The following is a 19794-nucleotide window of genomic DNA, read 5'->3' as shown; positions in this document are numbered from 1 at the left end:
GCGGGCGCGTGGCACTCCATGGCGCAAGGCGCTGCCTCGCTCGACTCGCGGTGCCAGGATGAGGGCATGAGCAGAGCAGGCACCGTCGCACAGCCCTCCGACCTCATCGACGTCGCAGCGCTCGAGCGCGCGTACGTCGAGCTCGTGCCGGATGCCTCGAACCCCGACCAGCAGGTCGCCTTCGGCACGAGCGGGCACCGCGGCAGCGCCTTCGACACGGCGTTCAACGAGACGCACATCCTCGCGATCACGCAGGCGATCGTCGAGTACCGCGCGGGTCAGGGCATCACGGGCCCGCTGTACATCGGTCGGGACACGCACGCGCTGTCGCTGCCCGCCGAGCGCTCGGCGCTGGAGGTGCTCGTCGCGAACGGCGTGCGCGTCGTCGCCGACGCCCGCGGCTCGGTGACGCCCACGCCCGCCGTGTCGCGCGCGATCCTCGCCTACAACGCCGCCGGCCACGACGACCAGGCCGACGGCATCGTCGTGACGCCCTCGCACAACCCGCCCCGCGACGGCGGCTTCAAGTACAACCCCCCGCACGGCGGGCCCGCCGACTCCGACGCGACGAGCTGGATCGCCGACCGTGCGAACGCGCTCATCGCCGCCGGGCTCGAGGGCGTGCAGCGCACCGAGGTCGTCGGCGGCAGCGACGAGCGCGTCGAGCTCGTCGACTTCCGCGCCGACTACGTCGAGGCGCTCGGCCGCGTCATCGACTTCGACGCGATCCGCGCCGCCGGCCTGCACATCGGAGCGGACCCGCTCGGCGGGGCCGCCGTCGAGTACTACGCGGCGATCGCCGAGCGCTACGACATCGACCTCACCGTGACGAACCCGGTCGTCGACCCGACGTGGGCGTTCATGACGCTCGACTGGGACGAGAAGATCCGCATGGACTGCTCGAGCCCGAACGCGATGGCGTCGGTGCTCGCGCGCAAGGACGAGTTCGACATCCTCACCGGCAACGACGCCGACGCCGACCGTCACGGCATCGTGACGCCCGACGGCGGGCTCATGAACCCGAACCACTTCCTCGCCGTCGCGATCCAGTACCTCTTCACGCACCGCTCCGGGTGGCGCGAGGACGCGGCCATCGGCAAGACGCTCGTGTCGTCGTCGATGATCGACCGCGTCGCCGAGTCGCTCGGCCGTCGCCTCTGGGAGGTGCCGGTCGGCTTCAAGTGGTTCGTCCCCGGTCTCGTCGACGGGTCGGTCGGCTTCGGCGGCGAGGAGAGCGCCGGCGCCTCGTTCCTCACCGCCGACGGCACCGTCTGGACGACGGACAAGGACGGCATCCTGCTGTGCCTGCTCGCCTCCGAGATCCGCGCCGTCACGGGGAAGAGCCCCTCGCAGCTGTACGCGGAGCTCACCGAGCGCTTCGGCTCGCCCGTGTACGAGCGCGTGGATGCGCCGGCGACCCGCGAGCAGAAGGCGCGACTGGGAAGGCTGACGGGCGACGCCGTGACGGCGACCGAGCTCGCGGGCGATCCGATCGTGGCGAGGCTCGTCGAGGCGCCCGGCAACGGCGCGCGCATCGGCGGCCTCAAGGTCGTCACCGAGCGAGCGTGGTTCGCGGCGCGCCCCTCGGGCACCGAGGACGTCTACAAGATCTACGCCGAGTCGTTCGCGGGCGCCGACCACCTGCGCCAGGTGCAGGCGGAGGCGAAGGCGATCGTCGACGCGGCGCTCGACGGCTGACGCGCGGGCGGCGGTCCCCACCCAGCTGGTCGAGGAGCGCGCGAGCGAGAGCGAGCACGCGTCACGAGACCACGCGACCGCCGCTCCCGCCCGACCATGCGCGCAGCCGCGTCGGGCGGGTGGGTCGCGTGGTCTCGTGACGGCTGCAGCCTGCGGCTGCGGCCTCCTCGACCAGCTGATGGGAGCGGGCCTCGAGCATGTCGTCAGTGCGCCGCGCCCAGCTCCACGAGGACGACGCCCGCGCCGATGAGCACGATGCCGGCGGCCATCGTGAGCGTGAGCGGCTCGCGGAAGAGCACGCGCGAGAGCACCGCCGTGAGGGCGACGCCCGTCGCGGTCCACACCCCGTAGGCGACGCCGAGCTGCATGCCGAGCGACAGCGAGACCGACAGCAGCGCGAACGCAGCGACGTAGCCGACGACGACGGGCACGTACCAGGCGCGTCGCGGGTGCTCGCCGTGGGTCGCCATGCGCAGCGACAGCGTCGCCCCGACCTCGACGACGATCGCCACCGCGAGCGCGAGCCACGCGACCGTCATCGCTCCGCCTCCGCATCCGCGGCGCGGCGCCGCGCCTGCTGCGAGCCGAGCTCGACGAGCAGCACGCCGGCGACGATGAGCGCGATGCCGACGCCCATGAGCGGCGTGAACGGCTCGGCGAAGAGCAGCGTCGACAGCGTCGCCGTGAGCGCGACCCCCGTCGCGCCCCAGATGCCGTAGGCGACGCCGAGCGGCACGCCTGCGCGCAGCGCGCCGCCGAGGCATGCGAACGAGCCGACGTATCCCGTCACGACGACGGCGTACAGCGCGGGCGCGTCCAACGCGCCCTTCAGCGAGAGCGAGGCGGTCACCTCGAGCGCGATCGCCGCGGCGAGCAGCATCCACCGCCGCGCCGGCGACCCGACGGCGCGGCGCCGCCCGACCGACTCGTGCATGCGGCCGCGCGCCTACGGCGTGATGCGCACGTCGGGGCCGAGCACGTCGGTGACGAACTGGATGCCCGACTCGACCGTGAGCTCGTTGCGCCATGCAGAGCGCGTCAGCGGCTCGGCGGCGTCGACGAGCGGATAGACCTGCAGGTTCACCCTGTTGATGAGCTGGTTCGCTGCGAGCTGCTGCGGCGTGAGGTCGTAGTGCATGTAGATCGGGATCGCCCGCGGGTCCTGCACCGTGACCGTGCCGTCCGGGTCGACGACGACGTCGATCTGCGCGATGGCGGCGAGGATGCGCGGGATCTCGATCTGCGTCGAGAGGAAGTTGCCGACGGAGTAGTAGACGAAGGCCCGCGTGCCGTCGGCACGGGTGATCCAGGAGGCGGGCTGCAGCACGTGCGGGCCGGTGCCGACGATGACGTCGGCGCCGAGGTCGGCGAGCCACTGCCCCTGCTCGACCTGCGCGGGGTCCTCGTCGAGCGAGTACTCCGTGCCCCAGTGCACGGACACGATCTGCACGTCGGACTGCGCGACGGCCTGCGCCATGAGCGACTCGACGAGCGCCGTGTCGCCGAGGCGGTTGAGGGCGAAGTCGGCGTGGGCCTCGTTCGACAGCTGCGTGAAGGCGAGGAACGCGACCCGCACGCCCTCGACCTCCGCGATCGAGACCGTCTGCTGCTCCTGCGGGCTGCGGTTGGCGCCCGCGATGAGCGTCGGCTGCAGCGCGTCCCACTGCGCTCGTGTGATGTCGATGCCCTGCTGGCCCCAGTCGGCGAGGTGGTTGTTCGCGAGGTTGATCGTGTCGCAGCCGGCAGCGGCCATGCCGCTCGTGAGCGCGGATGGCGCGTTGAAGCGCGGGAAGTAGGACAGGCCCATCTCGTCGCCGGCGCTCGGCACCTCCTGGTCGCAGACGACGAGGTCGGAGTCCGCCCAGCGCGGCGCGACGGCGTCGGCGAAGTGCGCGAAGTCGTAGGTGCCGTCCGGCTGCTGCGCGTCGAGCACGACGGAGTCGTGCGGCAGCCAGTCGCCGACGGCGCTCAGCGTGATGGTCGTCGGCTCCGGGGTCGGGGACGGCGTCGGCGCGGGGGTCGACGAGGCCGACGGCGGCGCCGAGGGCTCCTCGTCATCGAGCGCGCCCTGGCACCCTGCGAGGGCCAGGACGAGCACGGTCAGCGTCGCGGCGACGGTCTTCGGATGCGTGGGCACCCGCTCAGCCTGCCACGGGGCGCATGGCGCGCCGCGGCGTCACTGCTGCGACATCACCGCGAACGCGACGATGCAGATGACGATCAGCACGACGACGCCGATCCACGTGAACGGATTCTCCGCGTCGCCGTAGCCGCCCGGGGACGAGCTGCGGTACGAGGTGCGCCTGCCGCTGCTCGACGAGCCCCACGACCAGCCGCCACCCCCGCCGCCGCTCGAGCCGCCGGACGAGCCGAACGAGCCGCCGCCCGAGCGGCGACCGCCGAACGACCCGAAGGAGCTGCTGCGGCCGCCGAAGGAGCCTCCGCCGGACCTCCGACCGCCGAACGAGCCGCTGCGCGCCGAGCGGCCACCGCCGCCGGACGAGCGACCGCCGCCTGCCCTGCTCTTCGCCATGATCGATCCCTCCCGACACGTCGGATCGCGAGGCTAGCGGCGCGGGCTGGGCATCGCCTCAGTCCCGCACGCCGCGGCGACCGGCGTCGGCGCGTCAGCCGTAGTCGGGCGCGGCGGGCAGGCCGAGGAACTCCTCGAGCGTCGCGGCGCCAGCCTGCGTCATGGCCGTCGACAGCTCGACGCCCACGTAGCGCAGGTGCCACGGCTCGTACTCGTAGCCGGTGATGCCCTCGAGTCCGTTCGGGTACCGCACGACGAACCCGTGCTGCCACGCGTTCGCCGCGAGCCACTGCCCCGAGGGCGTCGTGGAGAAGGCGACGCTGAGCCGTGCGACGCCCGAGGTGCCGACGACGTCGACGGCGAGCCCCGTCTGGTGCTCGCTGTGGCCGGGGCGGGCGCTGGTGGTGTCGGCCTCCGCCTGGCCGTACTGGTTCACGAACCCCTGGTAGATCGACGCCTGCGTCGCGTAGGACCGGTAGGAGGAGAAGACGAAGACGCCCTCGCCGATCGCGGCGCGCTGCGCCTGGTCGAGCGCCACGAGCGCCTGGTCGACCTCGGGACGCACGAGCTCGTCGCCGTCCTGCGCGATCGACACCGCGACGAGCTGCGGCGCGTAGTCGGCCGGCTGCAGCGGCCGACGCTTGTTGACGATGACCTGCAGGCTCGCACCCGAGTCGATGTCCCACTCCATCGGCGGCGGCTCGGGCGTCGGCGTCGGCGTCGGGGTCGGGGTGGGCGTCGGCGTCGGGATGGGCGTCGGCGATGGCGGATCGGAGGGGCTCGGGCTCGCGGATGGCTCCGGGTCGCCCGCGCAGGCGGTGAGCGCGAGCACGACGGCGGCGGTGAGCGCGGCACGACGCGAGTAGAGAGGCACCCGTCCAGACTAGGGTCGACAAAACTTGCAGTCTCTGCAATAATTGCTCGTTGCCGTCGCAGCGTCGGGACCGCACCAGCCGCACCACCCCCTTCGTCCTTGGAGTCCCATGTCCTCTTCTCGCCCATCCGCATCGCAGGCGAAGGCCGCCGCGATCGCGGAGGCCGGCGGCATGACCCGCCGCGAGATCCTGCTCGTGATCCTCGGCCTCATGGCCGCCATGTTCCTGTCGTCGCTCTCGCAGACCGTCGTCGGCACCGCGATGCGCACGATCGCCGACGACCTGCACGGCCTCAGCCTGCAGGCGTGGGTCACGACCGCGTTCCTCATCGTCTCGACCGTGATGACGCCGATCTACGGCAAGCTCTCGGACCTCTTCGGTCGTCGACCGCTCTTCCTCATCGCGATCGTGCTCTTCCTCGTCGGCTCCGTCGCATCGTCCTTCGCGCAGGACATGATCCAGCTCGCGGGCTTCCGCGCCCTGCAGGGCCTCGGCGCCGGCGGCCTCATGTCGCTGCCGCTCACGATCATGGGCGACATCCTCGCCCCCCGCGAGCGCGCCAAGTACCAGGGCTACTTCCTCGCCGTCTTCGGCGTCTCGAGCCTGCTGGGCCCGCTCGTCGGCGGCCTCTTCGCCGGCGCGGACACCCTGCTGGGCATCGAGGGCTGGCGCTGGGTCTTCCTCTTCAACGTGCCGATCGGCATCGCCGCGCTCTTCATGGTGTTCCGCTTCCTGCACCTGCCCGTGCTGCACCGGCGCGTGCGCGTCGACTGGTGGGGCGCCTCGGCGCTCATCCTCGCCGTCGTGCCGCTGCTGCTCGTCGCCGAGCAGGGCCGCACGTGGGGCTGGGGCTCCGCGGGCGCCATCGCCTGCTACGTCACGGGCGTCGTCGGCGTGGTGCTCTTCCTGATCGTCGAGTCGCGCATGGGCGACGACGCGCTCATCCCGCTCACGCTCTTCCGCTCGCACACGTTCTCGATGGCGACGATCATCGGCGTGCTCGTCGGCTTCGGGATGTTCGCGGGCATGATGGTGCTCCCGCTGGTCCTCCAGATCGTGCACGGCATGAACCCGACGCAGTCGGGCCTCGCGACGCTGCCGATGATCGCGGGCCTCATGATCTCGTCGATCGCCTCCGGCCAGATCATCGCGCGCACGGGCCGCTACCGGATGTTCCCCATCCTGGGCACGGCCCTCATGGCCGTCGGCTACCTCGTGCTCGCGCTGCAGCAGTACGACAGCCCGCTGTGGATGCTGCTCGTCGGCCAGCTCATCATGGGCCTCGGGCTCGGCCAGCTCATGCAGACGCTCACGATCGCCTCGCAGAACTCGGTGCAGCCGAAGGACATGGGCGTCGCGACCGCCGGCGCCACCTTCTTCCGGCAGCTCGGTGGCACGCTCGGCGTCGCGGTGGTCTTCTCGGTGCTGTTCTCGCGCGTCGTCGACACCATGGCCGCGGCGTTCCAGCGCACCGACCTCGTGACCGCCATGCAGCAGGCGCTGCAGGACCCGTCGGTGCAGTCCGACCCCGCGAACCAGCGCATCATCCAGCTGCTGCAGGACCCCTCGCGCCTCGGCGACGCGTTCGAGCAGGACTCGTCCTTCCTCAATGGTGCCGACCCGCGCCTGACGGCGCCCTTCCTCGACGGCTTCGCGACCGCGACCTCGACCGTGTTCTTCGTCGGCATGGCCGTGGTGCTCGTCGCCTTCGTGCTGTCGCTCTTCTTCCGCACCCCGCCGCTGCGTCAGCGCTCGGCGATGGAGGAGGCGCTCGCGGAGCGCGCCGAGCTCGACCAGCTCGCGGCGGGCCAGACCTCGACGGGTGCCATCGCGCTGCCCGTCGTGGCGGCTCCCGAGCACGACGAGGCCGACGCACCGCACGCCGGCGCAGGGCCGGCGGCACCTGCACGTCGCGAGGAGTGACGAGCGGGATTCGCGAGGGGCGGGGACGGGCGACCGTGCCCGCCCCTCGCGGGCTCGCACGGCCTTCCTGTGCCGATCATGAGGAATCCTAGTGATCGGGTGACGAGGATGCCGTCAACCCCTCACCTTGACGCAGCCGGGGAGTATCCTCCACATATGCCTGATGGTGAGGCGGCCGAGCCCGCCCGTCGACGCAAGCCCCGCATCCCCGCGACCATCGCTCGTCAGCGGATGCTCGATGCCGGGGCGTCGCTCGTGGAACGCGGCGGGCTCACCGTCGGCTTCGGGCATCTGCCGCTCGAGGAGATCATCGCCGACGCGGGCGTGTCCCGCGCCAGCGCGTATCGGCAATGGGGCTCGCACGAGTCGTACGTCGCCGACCTCATCGCCGAGATCTTCGCGCGCCCCGAGTACCGTCTCGGCTTCTCGCCGGCGACGACCGACGCCATCACGGCGGGGTTGCGCGAGCACGCCGCGCTGCTCGACACGGCCGAGGGGCGCCACGCCGTGCTGCGCGAGATCATCCGCATCGCCGCCGAGCGCAACCTCCGCGACCTGCTCTCGTCGTCGCAGTGGCACTCCTACGAGTCGCTGTACGCGGCCGCGGCGAGCCCCGGCGACCCCGCGCACGCCGCGACCCTCGAGTCGACGGCGCGGCAGGTCGAGCAGCACTGCATCGACACGAACGCCGGCTTCTACCAGGGCGCGCTCGGCATGCTCGGTCAGCGCTTCGTGCCGCCGGCGACCGCACGCACCGTCGCGGTCGCGACGCACATCGTCGTGAGCGGGTACGCGAACCGCGTGCGCGTCGACCCGTCGTTCGTCGACATGACGATCGACGGTCCGGCGATCGACGGCGGCACCGTGCGCTGGCATCTCGCGGCCTGGCTGACGTACCAGACGATCTCGGCGTTCGTCGAGGACGCATCCGAGCCGGCGGCGACGGTCGACCGACGCGAACGCCGCGACTGACGCGACTGACGCGACGCGAACGGCCCGCCGCCTGCTGGCAGCGGGCCGTTCGCATGCTGGGCGGCTGACGTCGATCAGTACCCCGAGTGCGAGACCTCCGCGGCCGCGACCTCGATACCGAAGTCCTCGGCCTGCTGCACGATCTTCTGCGCGCGGGCGAGGCGCGGCAGGTCGGAGCCGTCGGTGATCTTGCCGCCCGACGCCTCGAACGCGGCGATGAAGCCGTGGGCCCACGCGATGTCGTCGTGGCTGGGGCTCAGGCCCTCGTTGATGGTCGACGCGTGCGAGTGCGTGAGGCACAGCTTGCCGGACATGCCCATCTCCTTCGCGTGCGCCGTGCCGGCCGGCAGCTTCGCGAGGTCGAGCGTCGGGCCGTCGATCGGCGCGGGCAGCCGAGCCGCCCGGGACGCGATGACGAGCTGCGAGCGCGCGTAGGCGAGCGCGAGCGGATCCTCGCCCGTCGCGGTGTCGCGCTTGAAGTCGCCCGTGCCGAAGGCGATGCGGAACGTCGCAGGTGCGTTCGCGATCCGCTCGACCTGCTGGACGCCGCGGGCGGTCTCGACGAGCGCGAGGATGCGCACGCCGTCGGGCAGGCGATCCGCCGTGTCGTCGATGTGGCTCGACGACTCGGACTTCGCGAGCATGACGCCCTCCAGCCCCTCCGCCTGCTTGAGCGCGGCGCAGTCGTCGCTCCAGAAGTCGCTGGACGCATCGTTGATGCGCACCCACGCGCGGTGCCCGGAGTTCAGCCACGCGACGGTGTCCTTGCGCGCCTGCTTCTTGTCCTTGGCGGCGACCGCGTCCTCGAGGTCGATGATGATCGCATCGGCGTCCGAGCCCTGCGCGGTCTCGAAGAGATCGGGCTGGGATGCCGGGACGAGCAACCAGGAACGGGCGATCTGCGGGGAGACACGTCGTAGGCTCACGATGCTCGAGCCTATCGAGCGGCGCGCGCCCGGCGCGCCTTGCGGTCGTATCGGTCGCGACGATCGCTCGGGCTCGCGGCCGGGGCGTAGCGTGGAGGCATGAGCACGACCTCGTCCATCGCGATCGTCGCCGTGCTCGGGCTCGCCGTGCTCGGGCTCGGCGTTGCGGTCGTCGTCGCGGGCACGCGGCGACGGGAGCGGCGGTCGATCCTCACCGGAGCTGTCGGGATCGCGCTCGGGCTCGCCGTCCTCATCCCAGCGGGGATCGTCGCCGCCGGGCAGGTCGCCTCCTAGCCCGCCTCGGCCCCGGCTCCATCCAGGACGGCGAAGAGTGGTATCCGTCAGGTCGTCAGCGGGGCTCGCGGCCGCGCAGCCGGTCGATCTCGCGGCGATCGCGCTTCGTGGGGCGGCCGGCGCCGCGATCGCGCCGCGGCACGAGCTGCGCCTCCATCGGCGTCGGCCTCGGCGGCGTCCGATCCTCGTAGGCTGCCGCGGCGAGCTCGGCGCCGACGCGCTTCGCGAGCAGCTGCCGCACGACGAGGATGCGGTCGAAGCCGTGGAGGCGCACGCGGACCTCGTCGCCGACGCGCACCGGCTGCGCCGCCTTCGCCGTCTGGTCGTTGATGCGCACGTGCCCCGCACGGCACGCGGCCGTCGCCGCCGAGCGGGTCTTCGTGCAGCGTACGGCCCAGATCCACACGTCGACGCGCAGCGACTCGGCCATCCGCCCCTCCAGAACGATCGAGGTCCTCGGCCGGATGCGACCTCGCACGCGACCGAGAGCCCTCACATGGTGTCACCCCGCGGCGACGACCTCCAGCACCGCGGCGCCGTAGCGCTCGAGCTTGGCGTCGCCGACGCCCGAGACGCCGCGCAGCGCACCCTCGTCGCGCGGCCGCGTCGCCGCGATGCCCGCGAGCGTCGCATCCGAGAAGACGACGTACGCCGGCACGCCCTGCTCCTTCGCGACCTCGCTGCGCCACGCGCGCAGCCGCTGGTAGAGCTCCTGCTGCGCGTCGTCGAGCGCGATGGGCGCCGCCTTGGCGCGCGCGGAGCGACGCACGCGCTCCTGCTCGCGTCGCAGCCGCACCTCGCGCCGGCCGGCGAGCACCTCCGTCGCCGCCTCCGTGATCGCGAGCACGCCGTACTCACCCTGCACGCGCAGCAGCCCCTGCGCGAGCAGCTGCCGCACCACGCCGCGCCACTCCTGCTCGCTCAGCTCGCCACCGATGCCGTACGTCGTGAGCCGGTCGTGGCCGAGCCTGCGGATGCGCTCGGTGTCCTTGCCCAGCAGCACGTCGACGAGATGACCCGCGCCGTACTGCTGACGGTGCTCGCGCTGCAGCCGCACGATGGTCGAGAGCAGCTTCTGCGCGGGCACCGTGCCGTCGAGCGTCTCCGGCGGCGCGAGGCACGTGTCGCAGTTGCCGCACCGCTCGCTCGGCTGGCCGAAGTAGGCGAGCAGCTGCTGGCGGCGGCACTCGACCGTCTCGCACAGGGCGAGCATCGCGTCGAGGTGCAGCGTCTGCGCGCGCTTGCGCTGCCGATCGCCGTCGCCCTCGTCGATCATGCGCCGCTGCTGCACGACGTCCTGCAGGCCGTACGCCAGCCACGCGGTGGACGGCTGCCCGTCGCGCCCCGCCCGGCCGGTCTCCTGGTAGTAGCCCTCGACCGACTTCGGCAGGTCGAGGTGGGCGACGAAGCGCACGTCGGGCTTGTCGATGCCCATGCCGAAGGCGATCGTCGCGCACATGACGACGCCCTCCTCGCGCAGGAAGCGCGACTGGTTGCGGGCGCGCGTGCCCGCGTCGAGGCCCGCGTGGTACGGCAGCGCCTCGACGCCGTTCGCCGCGAGCCACGCCGCCGTCTGCTCGACGCTCTTGCGCGAGAGGCAGTAGACGATCCCCGCGTCGCCCGGGTGCTCCTCGCGGATGAGGCGCAGCAGCTGGCCCCGGGCATCCTGCTTCGGCGCGATCCGGTACTGGATGTTGGGGCGGTCGAAGCTCGACACGAACATCCGCGCGCCCTGCAGCTCGAGCCGCTCGGCGATCTCGGCGCGCGTCTCGACCGTCGCGGTCGCGGTGAGCGCGATGCGCGGGATGCTCGGCCACCGCTCGTGCAGGATCGACAGCTGCAGGTAGTCGGGGCGGAAGTCGTGCCCCCACTGGCTCACGCAGTGCGCCTCGTCGATCGCGAAGAGGGCGATGGATGCGCGGTCGAGCAGGTCGCCGACGACGGGCAGCCGCTCGGGGGCGAGGTAGAGCAGGTCGAGCTCGCCGGCGAGCAGGTCGCGCTCCACGGCGCGGCGTTCGTCGATCGACTGCGTCGAGTTGAGGTACGCGGCGCGCACGCCGAGCTGCAGCAGCGCATCCACCTGGTCGTGCATGAGCGCGATGAGCGGGCTGATCACGACGCCCGTGCCCTCGCGCACGAGCGACGGCACCTGGTAGCAGAGGCTCTTGCCACCGCCCGTGGGCATGAGCACGATGGCGTCCTGCCCCGCGACGATCGTGTCGACGATCTCGGCTTGGCTGTCGCGGAACGCGTCGTAGCCCCATACGGTGCGCAGCGCGTCGAGCGGCGTCGTCGGCGCAGGCCGGGGCGGGGAGGCCGCGGCGAGCGTCGTGGTCGCCCGCACGCGGCCGGAGGCGGGCACGCCCGCGACCGGCCCGGCGTGGAAGGCCTCGTCTGGCGGCAGCCACTCGTCGTCGGCGGGCGGCGCCCACTCGTCGGGCGGCACCCATTCGTCGGGGGCACCTCGGGTCGCGTCGCTCATCCCTCCCAGCCTACGAGCGGCCACCCACCCGCATCCGCGGCTCGGGAGCGCCGGCGTCCGCGGCCGGCTGTGGAGATCGACTCCGGCGGCGTCAGCGCGTCGTGCGCGCGAGCCACTCCTCGAACGTGACGCGACCGACGTGGCCGTCGGCGGGCAGCAGGTTCCTCCCCTCGCGGAAGAACGCGAGGAGCGAGGGCGGGAAGGGGCCGTTCACGATGAGGCCCCGGGCGTGCGTCGCCTGCTGCCACGCCTTCGCGAGGTCGCGCGACACCCGCACGCGCGGACCGCCGATCTCGACGAAGGAGCCTCCCGACGGCTCGACCGCCTCGTGCGCGACGAGCTCAGCGACCTCGTCGGGGTCGACGGTTTGGAACCGCGCACCGAGGAAGACGGGGATGACGCCGAGCGGCCGCGCCTGCTCGAAGAACGTCACCGGGAAGTCGTGGAACTGCGTCGCGCGCACGATGCAGGCGTCGATCCGCGAGGCGAGGTACCGCTGCTCCTGGTCGACCTTGCGCTGGTGGTACTGGAACGTCGAGTGCTCTGCGCCGACGATCGACAGCACGACGGCGCGCTGCACGCCCGCGTGCTCGGCAGCCGCGATGAGGTGCCGTGCGCCGAGGGTGAAGATGCGGGTGTCGAGCGGGTTCGCGGCGTTCGTGCAATCGACGAGCACGTCGACGTCGTCGAGCGCCGACTCGATGCCGTCGCCCGTCAGCAGGTCGGCCTTGGCGCCCGGCGCGCCGTGCACGTCCGCGCCGCTGCGCGACACCGGCACGACGTCGTGGCCCAGCCGCTGCACCTGCGTGACGACCCTCGCGCCCGCGTTGCCCGTGCCGCCGAAGACTGCGATGCGCATGCGTCCACGGTACGTCCGACGCCCGGGGCGCTTCCAGGCGCGGGCGGCGCGTCGCGCACACGCATGGTGGATGCGTAGGGTGCGCACGGCGTCGGCGCGCGCCGCCGCCGCCGAGAGCGCGCATCCGCCCGCCGAAGTCCGCCGCCGCCGTCCGCCGCCGCCGCCGCCGCGAGCGTCACCTTCGCGTTTCGCAGGCGATCCCGGCTCGTGAAGGCGATCTTCCCTCGTACGGCGGAATCGCCTGCGTAACGCAGATGGAGACGCAGCGGACGCAGACTCGACCGCGCGGCCTTCGCGTTTCGCGGGCGATCACGGGGGTCAGAGGGGCATCTTCCCTCGCCCACCCCGGATCGCCCGCGAAACGCAGTCATCGCGAGCGTCGCCAGCGCGTTTCGCAGGCGATCCCGGCTCGTGAGGGCGATCTTCCCTCGTACGGCGGAATCGCCTGCGAAACGCAGCCCTGACCGCTGCAGGCGCCGCGCGGATCAGGCGCGCGGCTGCAGGCCGACGATGCCGAGCACGTCGTCGGTCGGACCGACGGGCACCATCGGCGCCTCGATCTCGGCGCGCTGCAGCAGCTGCTGCATCCGGTCGCGACGCGACGGCGCGATGACCGTCACGACCGTGCCGCGGCGGCCGGCGCGACCCGTGCGACCGGCGCGGTGCAGGTAGGTCTTGTGCTCGTCCGGCGGGTCGGCCTGCACGACGAGGCCGACGGAGTCGACGTGGATGCCGCGCGCGGCCACGTCGGTCGCGACGAGCACGTCGATGCGCCCCTTGTGCAGCAGGTCGAGGTTGCGCTGCCTGCGCGCCTGCGTCAGGTCGCCGTGGAGGCTCGCGGCGAGGATGCCGGCCGCCTCCATCTGCTGCGCGAGCCGCTCGGCGTAGACGCGCGTCCGCGCGAAGACCACGACCGGCCCCTCCGCCCATGCGAGCTGCTCGAGCACCGCATCCTTGTCGTAGCGGTCGACGACGAGCACGTGGTGCTCGATCGTGCCCGACGCCTGGTCCTCGCCGGCGACCTCGAGCACGGCCGGATCGCGCAGGAACTCCTTCGCGAGCGCGGAGACCTCCTGGTCGAGCGTCGCCGAGAAGAGCAGCTTCTGGCTGTCGGGCCGCGTGCGGCGCAGGAGTCGCTGCACCGGCTCGAGGAACCCGAGCTCGCACATGTGGTCGGCCTCGTCGAGCACCGCGGTCTCGACGCGGCCGAGGTTGAGGATGCCCTGCTCGACGAGGTCCTCGATGCGTCCGGGCGTGCCGATGAGGATGTCGACGCCGCGCTCGAGCGCCTTCTCCTGCGGCCCCTGGCGCACGCCGCCGACGATGGTCGTCGTGAAGATGCCGACGGCCCGGCCGATCGACTGCGCGACCTGGTCGATCTGCATCGCGAGCTCGCGCGTGGGGGCGAGCACGAGCGCGCGCGGGGGCCGACCGACGGTGCGGCCGCCCTCGGGACGCGTGCGCAGCAGGTGCTCGACGATCGGCGCGACGAACGCGATGGTCTTGCCCGAGCCCGTCCGACCACGGCCGAGCACGTCGCGCCCGGCGAGCGCCTCCGGGATCGCCGCCGCCTGGATGGGGAAGGGCGCGCGAGCGCCGAGCCCGCCGAGCGCGCCGACGATCCCCGCGCCCAGCCCGAGGTCGGCGAAGTCGACGCCCTCGACCTCCCGCGCGACGGGAGTCGCGTCGAGGCGCTCGTGCACGACGTCGTCGGATGCGCCCGGCTGCGCCGCCCGCGACGGGTAGTAGGTGGAGTCGACCCGGCCGTCGACGCGGGCGCGGTCGATCCTGGGCGCGTCGTCGCGGCCCTCGCGGGCGCGATGCTGCGCGGCACGGTCGTCGCGGCGCGCGCGGTCGTCGCGGCGCGCGCGCTCGTCGAGGAGCGCACGGTCGTCGCCGATCGAGCGGCCGATGGGGCGCGCACGCTCGTCGCCCCGCGCGGCGTCCCGGCGCCCGGCGCCCGCACGGCCCGCCTTGAGGTCGCGGTACGACGTGCCCGCCTCGGGACCGCGAGGCTCGCGCGCCCGATCGCGGGCGCGGTCGCGGATGGGGTCGCGACCGGCGGCGCGTCGCTCGACCGCCGCGCGTCGCGCCTCCCGGTCGCCACGCGGCGCGGCGTGGCCGTGCCGCTCGCCGCCGCGACCGGAGCCGCGCACGCCGCCGTCCCGATCGCGGTCCCCGCGTCGTCCGCGGGCGCCGTGCTCGTCGCGCGCGCCGTGGTCGTCGCGCCCGCCATGGCCGCGCTGCTCGTCGCGCTCGACGCTGCGCTGCCACCGCTTCGGCTTCTCGCGCGGCTCCCAGCTCGGTCGCGACGGATCGCGCTGCGGGCGGGCCGAGCGCCCGCGTCCCGCATCGCCGCGCGCGCCGCCGCGGCCAGCGTCCGATCGACCCCGACCGGCACGGTCGTCTCCCCCGCCGCCGCGGCGACGGTCGGGCTCGCGCTGCGGACGCGGCATGGTGCTCGCTCTCGTGGGTCGACTCGCGGGCGCGGGATGCCGCGCGCGCGTGGAGCATCCACGCTACGGCATGGGCGGGAGGCGGACGGATGCGTCAGACGGGATCGTGCTCGCGGCGGCCGCCGCGCATGACCGAGGGCGTCCAGCGCTCGCCGTCGTGCCAGCGCACGTCGGAGCGCCCCCACGGGTCGGGGTACCAGCCCTGCGGCTGGCGGCTCGCCGCGGCGCGCTCCGCCTCGTGACGGTCGCGCTCGGCGCGCGCGAAGTCCTCGAACTCCCGCGGCGTCGGGATGGCGGGCGCCGTGCGATCGCCGTCGACGCGGTCGCGGCCGTAGACGTCGCGCCGCACGACGGGCTGGTGGCCGAAGGCCGGCTGGCCCTCCGTGCCCATGGGCGGATGCGCCGGCGCACCGGGGCCGAAGGCCGACGGCGCACCCGAGGCGGGCGGCGGCCCGACCTGCGGAGGAGGGACGCGCGGTCCCGGTCGCTGCGCGAAGGCAGGCGCATCGACTCCCGGCTGGGCTGTCGCCGCGGCACCGCCCGCCTGCCACGGCTGCTGCGGCCCCGGCGCGTGCTGCCCGGCCGTCCGCATCGGCACGACGGGCGGCTGCGGCTGCGGCTGCGGCTGCACGGATGGCTGGCCCGGCCCGGCTCCGAGGGGTGCCGCCGGCTGCCAGCCGCCCTGCGGTCCTGCGCTCGGCGGCGCCTGCTGCGGCTGCTGCGACCCGGACTGCGGCGGCACGCCCTGCTGCGCAGGCGGCGCGAAGGGCGACGGCTGCGCCCACGTCGGGGCCGCCGACGGCACGGTGGGCGGGGCGGCCGGTGGGCGCGCCTGCTGCGCCCCGGGCTCCACGACCGCACCCTGCACCTGGCCGAACGAGGGCGCGCTCGACGGCGGCGGACCGACGACCGGGACGGAGCCCGTCGAGCCGATCGAGGGCCCGACGGGTGGCACCGACGGCGTCGGATGCGGATGCGGGGACCGCTGCGGTGCAGCGACGCCGGGGCTCGCCTGCGAGGGAGCCTGCCCGCCCGACGCCTGCGGCCCGCCCCACGGTGCGGCAGCGGCGGCATCCGCGCCCGCCTGCGCCTGCGCGACGGGCGTGAGCGGCCGCTGGTCGCGAGCCGCGTAGTACGCCATCGCCGCGTCGGCCGGCCACTGGCCGTCGACGCGCAGCGTCGAGGGCTGGCCGGGCTGCGCCGGCGGGGAGAAGGAGATGCGCGTGCCCGTCTCGGGCAGGACGCGCACCGTGAGGACCGCGCCCTCGCGACCGCCCGCGACGGGCGCGACCGAGATCGTCACGCGGTGGTCGCCCGGCGGCACCTCGAACGTCGTGTCGCCCCAGTCGAGGCGCGCGCCGAGGCCCGCGACCTCGAGCGTCGGGGGCTGGGCGAAGCGATCGGCGCGCCCGCCGGGCGGCTGGCTGTGCACGATCAGGAAGCTGGGCATGTCGTCCTCCACGAGACGGACTGCCCTCACTCTCCCAGCCCCGCTCGTACGCAGCCTGTGAGGCGCCTCTACGAGGACGCGCGCAGCTCCGAGCGGACCTGGGCGCGCGTGCCGCGACCGCGGCGCACGCGGCGACGCTCGATCGACCCCTCGACGAGGAGGTACAGCGCCGGCAGTACGACGAGCGTCAGCAGCGTCGACGAGATGAGCCCGCCGATGACCACGATCGCGAGCGGCTGCGAGATGAAGCCGCCGTGGCCCGTGATGCCGAGCGCCATCGGCACGAGCGCGAACACGGTCGCCGCCGCGGTCATGAGCACGGGCCGCATCCTGCGCTCCGCGCCGTGCGCGAGCGCCTCCCGCACGCCGAGGCCCCGATCGCGGTACTGGTTCACGAGGTCGACGAGCACGATCGCGTTCGTCACGACGATGCCGACGAGCATGAGGACGCCGACCATGGATGCGACGCCGAGCGGCACGCCCGTGATCACCTGCATGAGGATGGCGCCGGTCGCCGCGAACGGCACCGACACGAGCAGCAGCAGCGGCTGCAGCAGGCTCTTGAACGTCGCGACCATGACGACGTACACCAGCAGCACGGCGATGAGCGCGGCGATGCCGAGCTGCGTGAACGCGTCCTCGATGTCGGCGGCCGCACCGCCGACGGTCGCCGTGGCGCCGTCGGCGAGGTCCGCGCCGTCGATCGCGTCCTGCACCGCGGCACCGACGCCGGCGACGTCCTCGGTCGCGGGCGTGACCGTGACGGTCGCCGTCCGCTCGCCGTCGAGCGTCGCGATGCTCACGGGGCCGAGCGTCTCCTCGACGTCGCCGAGGTCGTCGAGCGTGCGGATGCCGGCGGCGGTCGGGATGGCCACCTGCCGCAGCGCGTCGATCGTCGTGACGTCCTGCGACGGCGCGAGGTAGATGCTCACGACCGATCCGTCGAGCTGGATGTCGCCGACGGGCACGGGCTGCACGGCCTGCGCCACGAGGCCGGCGACCGCGGCCTCGGTGAGCCCGGCGTCCGCCGCCGCCTGCCGGTCGATCGTGACCTGCACGATGGGCTGCGCTGCCTCGAGGCTGTCCGTCGTCGCCGCGACGCCGTCGAGGTCGGCGACCGCGTCGCGCACCGCCTCGGTGGCGGCGACGAGCTCGTCCTCCGTCGGTGCCGAGACGTCGACGGTCACGTCGCTGCCGCCGAAGCCGCCTCCGGCCTCGGCCACGGTCGTCTCGCCGGGCTGGTCGGCGAGCACGTCGCGCATGCGCTCGACGAGCGCGGGCATGTCGGCGTCGTCGGCGGCGGTGATCGAGTACGACACCTCGCTCGACCCGCCGCCGCCGAAGCCGAAACCCGCGAGGGCGCCGGCGCCCTGCGACACCGTCGCCTGCACGATCGCGACGCCGTCGAGCTCCTCGAGCGCGGCGCTCGTCGCGGTGGCGGCGTCGAGCCGGGACTCGAGCGAGGCACCGGGCTCGAGCGTCTGCGTAGCGCGGACCGTCGTCTGCCCGGTGTCGCCGAGGAAGTTCACGGCCATGAGCGGCGTGAGCGCGATGCTGCCGCCGAGCACCGCGACGGCACCGACGAGCACGACGACGGGATGCCGCAGCACCCAGCCGAGGATGGGACGGAACCCGAGGCGCAGGCGGCCGGGCGCCTCCTCGTCGTCGGCGGGCACGGCGGCGGGCGGCTCGGCAGCGGGCGCCGGCTCGGGCGCCGCGGTCGACGAGGCGTGCGGGTGCAGGACTCGCTGGAGCAGCGAGCGGCGCGGCGCGGGCTCGGCGGTCGTCGGCGGCTCGGCCGGGGCGTCCCTCGTCGCGTCGTCGTCCGCGCCGGCCCGCGCGAGCGCGGCGGGCGAGCCGGCCGGTGCGCGCAGCACCCAGTACGCCAGCACCGGGACGATCGTGAGCGCGACGAGCAAGGACGCGAGCAGCGCGATCGTGACGGTGAGCGAGAAGGGCCGGAACAGCTCGCCCGTGACGTCGGTGACGAACGCGAGCGGCAGGAAGACGATGACCGTCGTCACCGTCGACGCCGTGATGGCGCCCGCGACCTCGCGCACGCCGTCGAGGATCGCGCGGATGCGGGTCGGGGCGAACGCGAGATGGCGCTTGATGTTCTCGATCACGACGATCGAGTCGTCGACGACGCGGCCGATGGCGATCGTGAGGGCGCCGAGGGTGAGGATGTTCATCGTGTAGTCGGCCGCCCACAGCCCGATGAACGTGATGAGCACGCTCGTCGGGATCGAGATGGCCGTGACGAGCGTCGCTCGCACCGACAGCAGGAACACGAGGATCACGAGCACGGCGAACGCGAGGCCGAGCGCGCCCTCGGTCGCGAGCGCGTCGATCGACTGCTCGATGAAGGGCGCCTGGTCGAACACGACGGTGAGGTCGACGCCGCCGAGGTCCTCCGAGAGCCGGGGCAGCAGGTCCTGCACGAGGTTCGACACCTCGACGGTGTTCGCCGACTGCAGCTTCGTCACCGAGATGGAGATCGACTGCTCGCCGTTCACGATCGACACCGACGACGGCGGGTCGGCCTCGAGCGCGACGGATGCGACGTCGGCGATCGTGAGGCCGGGCGCCACGGGCAGCGCCGCGATCTCGTCGACCGACGTCAGCGCGCCGCCGATCTGCACGCTCAGCGTCTCGTCGCCCTCGTCGACCGTGCCGCCGGGCAGCAGCACGCCGTTGCCGTCGATGGCGTCGCCGATCGCCTGCCGCGTGAGCCCCGCTGCGGCGAGGGCCGCGTCGTCGGGCGCGATCGTGACGCGCTGCCCCTCGGCGCCGGCGAGCTCGGCGCCGCGCACGCCCTCGACGCGCTCGATGGCCGGGATGACGACCTGCTCGATCCGATCGACGAGCGCCGCCTCGTCCTCGCCGCGCGGCACGGCGATCTGCATGATCGGCAGGTCCGCGATCGAACCGGTCAGCACCGTGGGCGTCACGCCCTCCGGCAGCGTCTGCGCGATGCGGTTCACCGCCTGCTGCACGCGCTGCTCGGTCGTCGCGAGGTTGGTGCCGTACGTGAACGAGGCGACGACGGTCGAGGATCCCGTCGTCGACGTGCCGGTCGTCGACTCGAGGCCGGGCACGACCTGCAGCGCATCCTCGATGGGGCCCGTGACGTCGCCGTCGACGATCTCGGCGCTCACGCCCGGGTACTGCGACGAGACGACGACCTGCGGCAGCGTGACGTCGGGCACGAGCTCGGTGCGCAGGCTCGTCAGCGCGACGCCGCCGAAGATCGCGACGCAGATCGTGACGAGGGCGACGAGCGCGCGGTTGGCGAGGCTGGCGACCGAGAGCAGATGCACGCCTCC

The 19794-nt window shown here is 73.6% G+C and carries 16 protein-coding genes; 4 read left to right on the top strand and 12 right to left on the bottom strand.

The genetic code is table 11. The features are described 5' to 3' along the window. The first annotated feature begins 66 nt into the window (after positions 1-66). Complete coding sequence (pgm, locus tag C1N71_RS02155) at positions 67-1698, top strand: phosphoglucomutase (alpha-D-glucose-1,6-bisphosphate-dependent) (protein WP_137754910.1); 1632 nt, start codon at positions 67-69, stop codon at positions 1696-1698. Between the two features lie 203 nt (positions 1699-1901). On the opposite strand, the gene C1N71_RS02150 is transcribed toward pgm, so the two are convergent. The 5 genes from C1N71_RS02150 to C1N71_RS02130 form a co-directional block, all read right to left on the bottom strand. Beyond that, positions 1902-2237 carry a DMT family transporter gene (locus C1N71_RS02150; protein WP_137754909.1) on the bottom strand — a complete coding sequence of 112 codons (336 nt, stop codon included), beginning with the start codon at positions 2235-2237 and terminating at the stop codon, positions 1902-1904. After that, positions 2234-2632: a DMT family transporter gene (locus C1N71_RS02145; RefSeq protein WP_137754908.1), complete on the bottom strand. Its 399-nt coding sequence runs from the start codon at positions 2630-2632 to the stop codon at positions 2234-2236. The genes C1N71_RS02150 and C1N71_RS02145 overlap by 4 nt, the downstream gene beginning before the upstream one ends. A 12-nt stretch (positions 2633-2644) precedes the next feature. Next, the gene (locus C1N71_RS02140) at positions 2645-3835 is read right to left on the bottom strand and encodes a CapA family protein (protein WP_137754907.1); all 1191 of its coding nucleotides are present in this window, start codon (positions 3833-3835) and stop codon (positions 2645-2647) included. Between the two features lie 39 nt (positions 3836-3874). After that, positions 3875-4231: a hypothetical protein gene (locus C1N71_RS02135; protein WP_137754906.1), complete on the bottom strand. Its 357-nt coding sequence runs from the start codon at positions 4229-4231 to the stop codon at positions 3875-3877. A 94-nt stretch (positions 4232-4325) separates the two neighbouring features. After that, positions 4326-5105 (bottom strand): M15 family metallopeptidase, encoded by a 780-nt coding sequence (locus tag C1N71_RS02130; protein WP_175414059.1) that lies wholly within the window; start codon positions 5103-5105, stop codon positions 4326-4328. 172 nt (positions 5106-5277) lie between these two features. Here C1N71_RS02130 and C1N71_RS02120 point away from each other — a divergent pair, with 172 nt between their 5' ends. After that, positions 5278-7029, top strand: a complete 1752-nt coding sequence (locus C1N71_RS02120) for an MDR family MFS transporter (protein WP_137757154.1) — start codon at positions 5278-5280, stop codon at positions 7027-7029. A 156-nt stretch (positions 7030-7185) separates the two neighbouring features. Then, positions 7186-8001 carry a TetR/AcrR family transcriptional regulator gene (locus C1N71_RS02115; protein WP_137754903.1) on the top strand — a complete coding sequence of 272 codons (816 nt, stop codon included), beginning with the start codon at positions 7186-7188 and terminating at the stop codon, positions 7999-8001. Positions 8002-8075: 74 nt separating this feature from the next. On the opposite strand, the gene C1N71_RS02110 is transcribed toward C1N71_RS02115, so the two are convergent. Further along, positions 8076-8927 carry an HpcH/HpaI aldolase/citrate lyase family protein gene (locus C1N71_RS02110; protein WP_137754902.1) on the bottom strand — a complete coding sequence of 284 codons (852 nt, stop codon included), beginning with the start codon at positions 8925-8927 and terminating at the stop codon, positions 8076-8078. 99 nt (positions 8928-9026) lie between these two features. Between C1N71_RS02110 and C1N71_RS02105 the strand changes: the two genes are divergently transcribed. Then, on the top strand, positions 9027-9221 hold the full coding sequence (locus C1N71_RS02105; protein ID WP_137754901.1) for a hypothetical protein: 195 nt from the start codon (positions 9027-9029) through the stop codon (positions 9219-9221). Between the two features lie 55 nt (positions 9222-9276). Here the strand turns inward: C1N71_RS02105 and C1N71_RS02100 are convergent, their stop codons facing one another. The 6 genes from C1N71_RS02100 to C1N71_RS02075 form a co-directional block, all read right to left on the bottom strand. After that, positions 9277-9651: an RNA-binding S4 domain-containing protein gene (locus tag C1N71_RS02100; RefSeq protein ID WP_137754900.1), complete on the bottom strand. Its 375-nt coding sequence runs from the start codon at positions 9649-9651 to the stop codon at positions 9277-9279. A 72-nt stretch (positions 9652-9723) separates the two neighbouring features. Further along, entirely contained in the window at positions 9724-11703 is a 1980-nt protein-coding gene (recQ, locus tag C1N71_RS02095; protein ID WP_137754899.1) for a DNA helicase RecQ, read from the bottom strand. A gap of 91 nt (positions 11704-11794) precedes the next feature. Then, on the bottom strand, positions 11795-12562 hold the full coding sequence (locus C1N71_RS02090) for an SDR family oxidoreductase (RefSeq protein WP_137754898.1): 768 nt from the start codon (positions 12560-12562) through the stop codon (positions 11795-11797). 485 nt (positions 12563-13047) lie between these two features. After that, complete coding sequence (locus tag C1N71_RS02085; RefSeq protein ID WP_254678062.1) at positions 13048-14718, bottom strand: DEAD/DEAH box helicase; 1671 nt, start codon at positions 14716-14718, stop codon at positions 13048-13050. A gap of 394 nt (positions 14719-15112) precedes the next feature. Then, complete coding sequence (locus C1N71_RS02080; protein WP_137754896.1) at positions 15113-16468, bottom strand: DUF2510 domain-containing protein; 1356 nt, start codon at positions 16466-16468, stop codon at positions 15113-15115. A gap of 68 nt (positions 16469-16536) precedes the next feature. Continuing rightward, complete coding sequence (locus tag C1N71_RS02075; protein ID WP_137754895.1) at positions 16537-19788, bottom strand: efflux RND transporter permease subunit; 3252 nt, start codon at positions 19786-19788, stop codon at positions 16537-16539. Positions 19789-19794 lie beyond the last annotated feature (6 nt).

It is taken from the genome of Agrococcus sp. SGAir0287 (assembly GCF_005484985.1).
In the GTDB taxonomy this organism is placed as follows: domain Bacteria; phylum Actinomycetota; class Actinomycetes; order Actinomycetales; family Microbacteriaceae; genus Agrococcus.
The sequence above is the reverse complement of the archived record's forward strand: the minus strand, read 5'-3'. Positions and strand labels throughout refer to the sequence as shown.

Coding starts and splice junctions, on each gene's coding strand:
- pgm (WP_137754910.1), top strand. CDS start 67: ATGAGCAGAGCAGGCACCGTCGCACAGCCCTCCGACCTCATCGACGTC.
- C1N71_RS02150 (WP_137754909.1), bottom strand. CDS start 2,237: ATGACGGTCGCGTGGCTCGCGCTCGCGGTGGCGATCGTCGTCGAGGTC.
- C1N71_RS02145 (WP_137754908.1), bottom strand. CDS start 2,632: ATGCACGAGTCGGTCGGGCGGCGCCGCGCCGTCGGGTCGCCGGCGCGG.
- C1N71_RS02135 (WP_137754906.1), bottom strand. CDS start 4,231: ATGGCGAAGAGCAGGGCAGGCGGCGGTCGCTCGTCCGGCGGCGGTGGC.
- C1N71_RS02120 (WP_137757154.1), top strand. CDS start 5,278: ATGACCCGCCGCGAGATCCTGCTCGTGATCCTCGGCCTCATGGCCGCC.
- C1N71_RS02115 (WP_137754903.1), top strand. CDS start 7,186: ATGCCTGATGGTGAGGCGGCCGAGCCCGCCCGTCGACGCAAGCCCCGC.
- C1N71_RS02105 (WP_137754901.1), top strand. CDS start 9,027: ATGAGCACGACCTCGTCCATCGCGATCGTCGCCGTGCTCGGGCTCGCC.
- C1N71_RS02100 (WP_137754900.1), bottom strand. CDS start 9,651: ATGGCCGAGTCGCTGCGCGTCGACGTGTGGATCTGGGCCGTACGCTGC.
- recQ (WP_137754899.1), bottom strand. CDS start 11,703: ATGAGCGACGCGACCCGAGGTGCCCCCGACGAATGGGTGCCGCCCGAC.
- C1N71_RS02090 (WP_137754898.1), bottom strand. CDS start 12,562: ATGCGCATCGCAGTCTTCGGCGGCACGGGCAACGCGGGCGCGAGGGTC.
- C1N71_RS02080 (WP_137754896.1), bottom strand. CDS start 16,468: ATGCCCAGCTTCCTGATCGTGCACAGCCAGCCGCCCGGCGGGCGCGCC.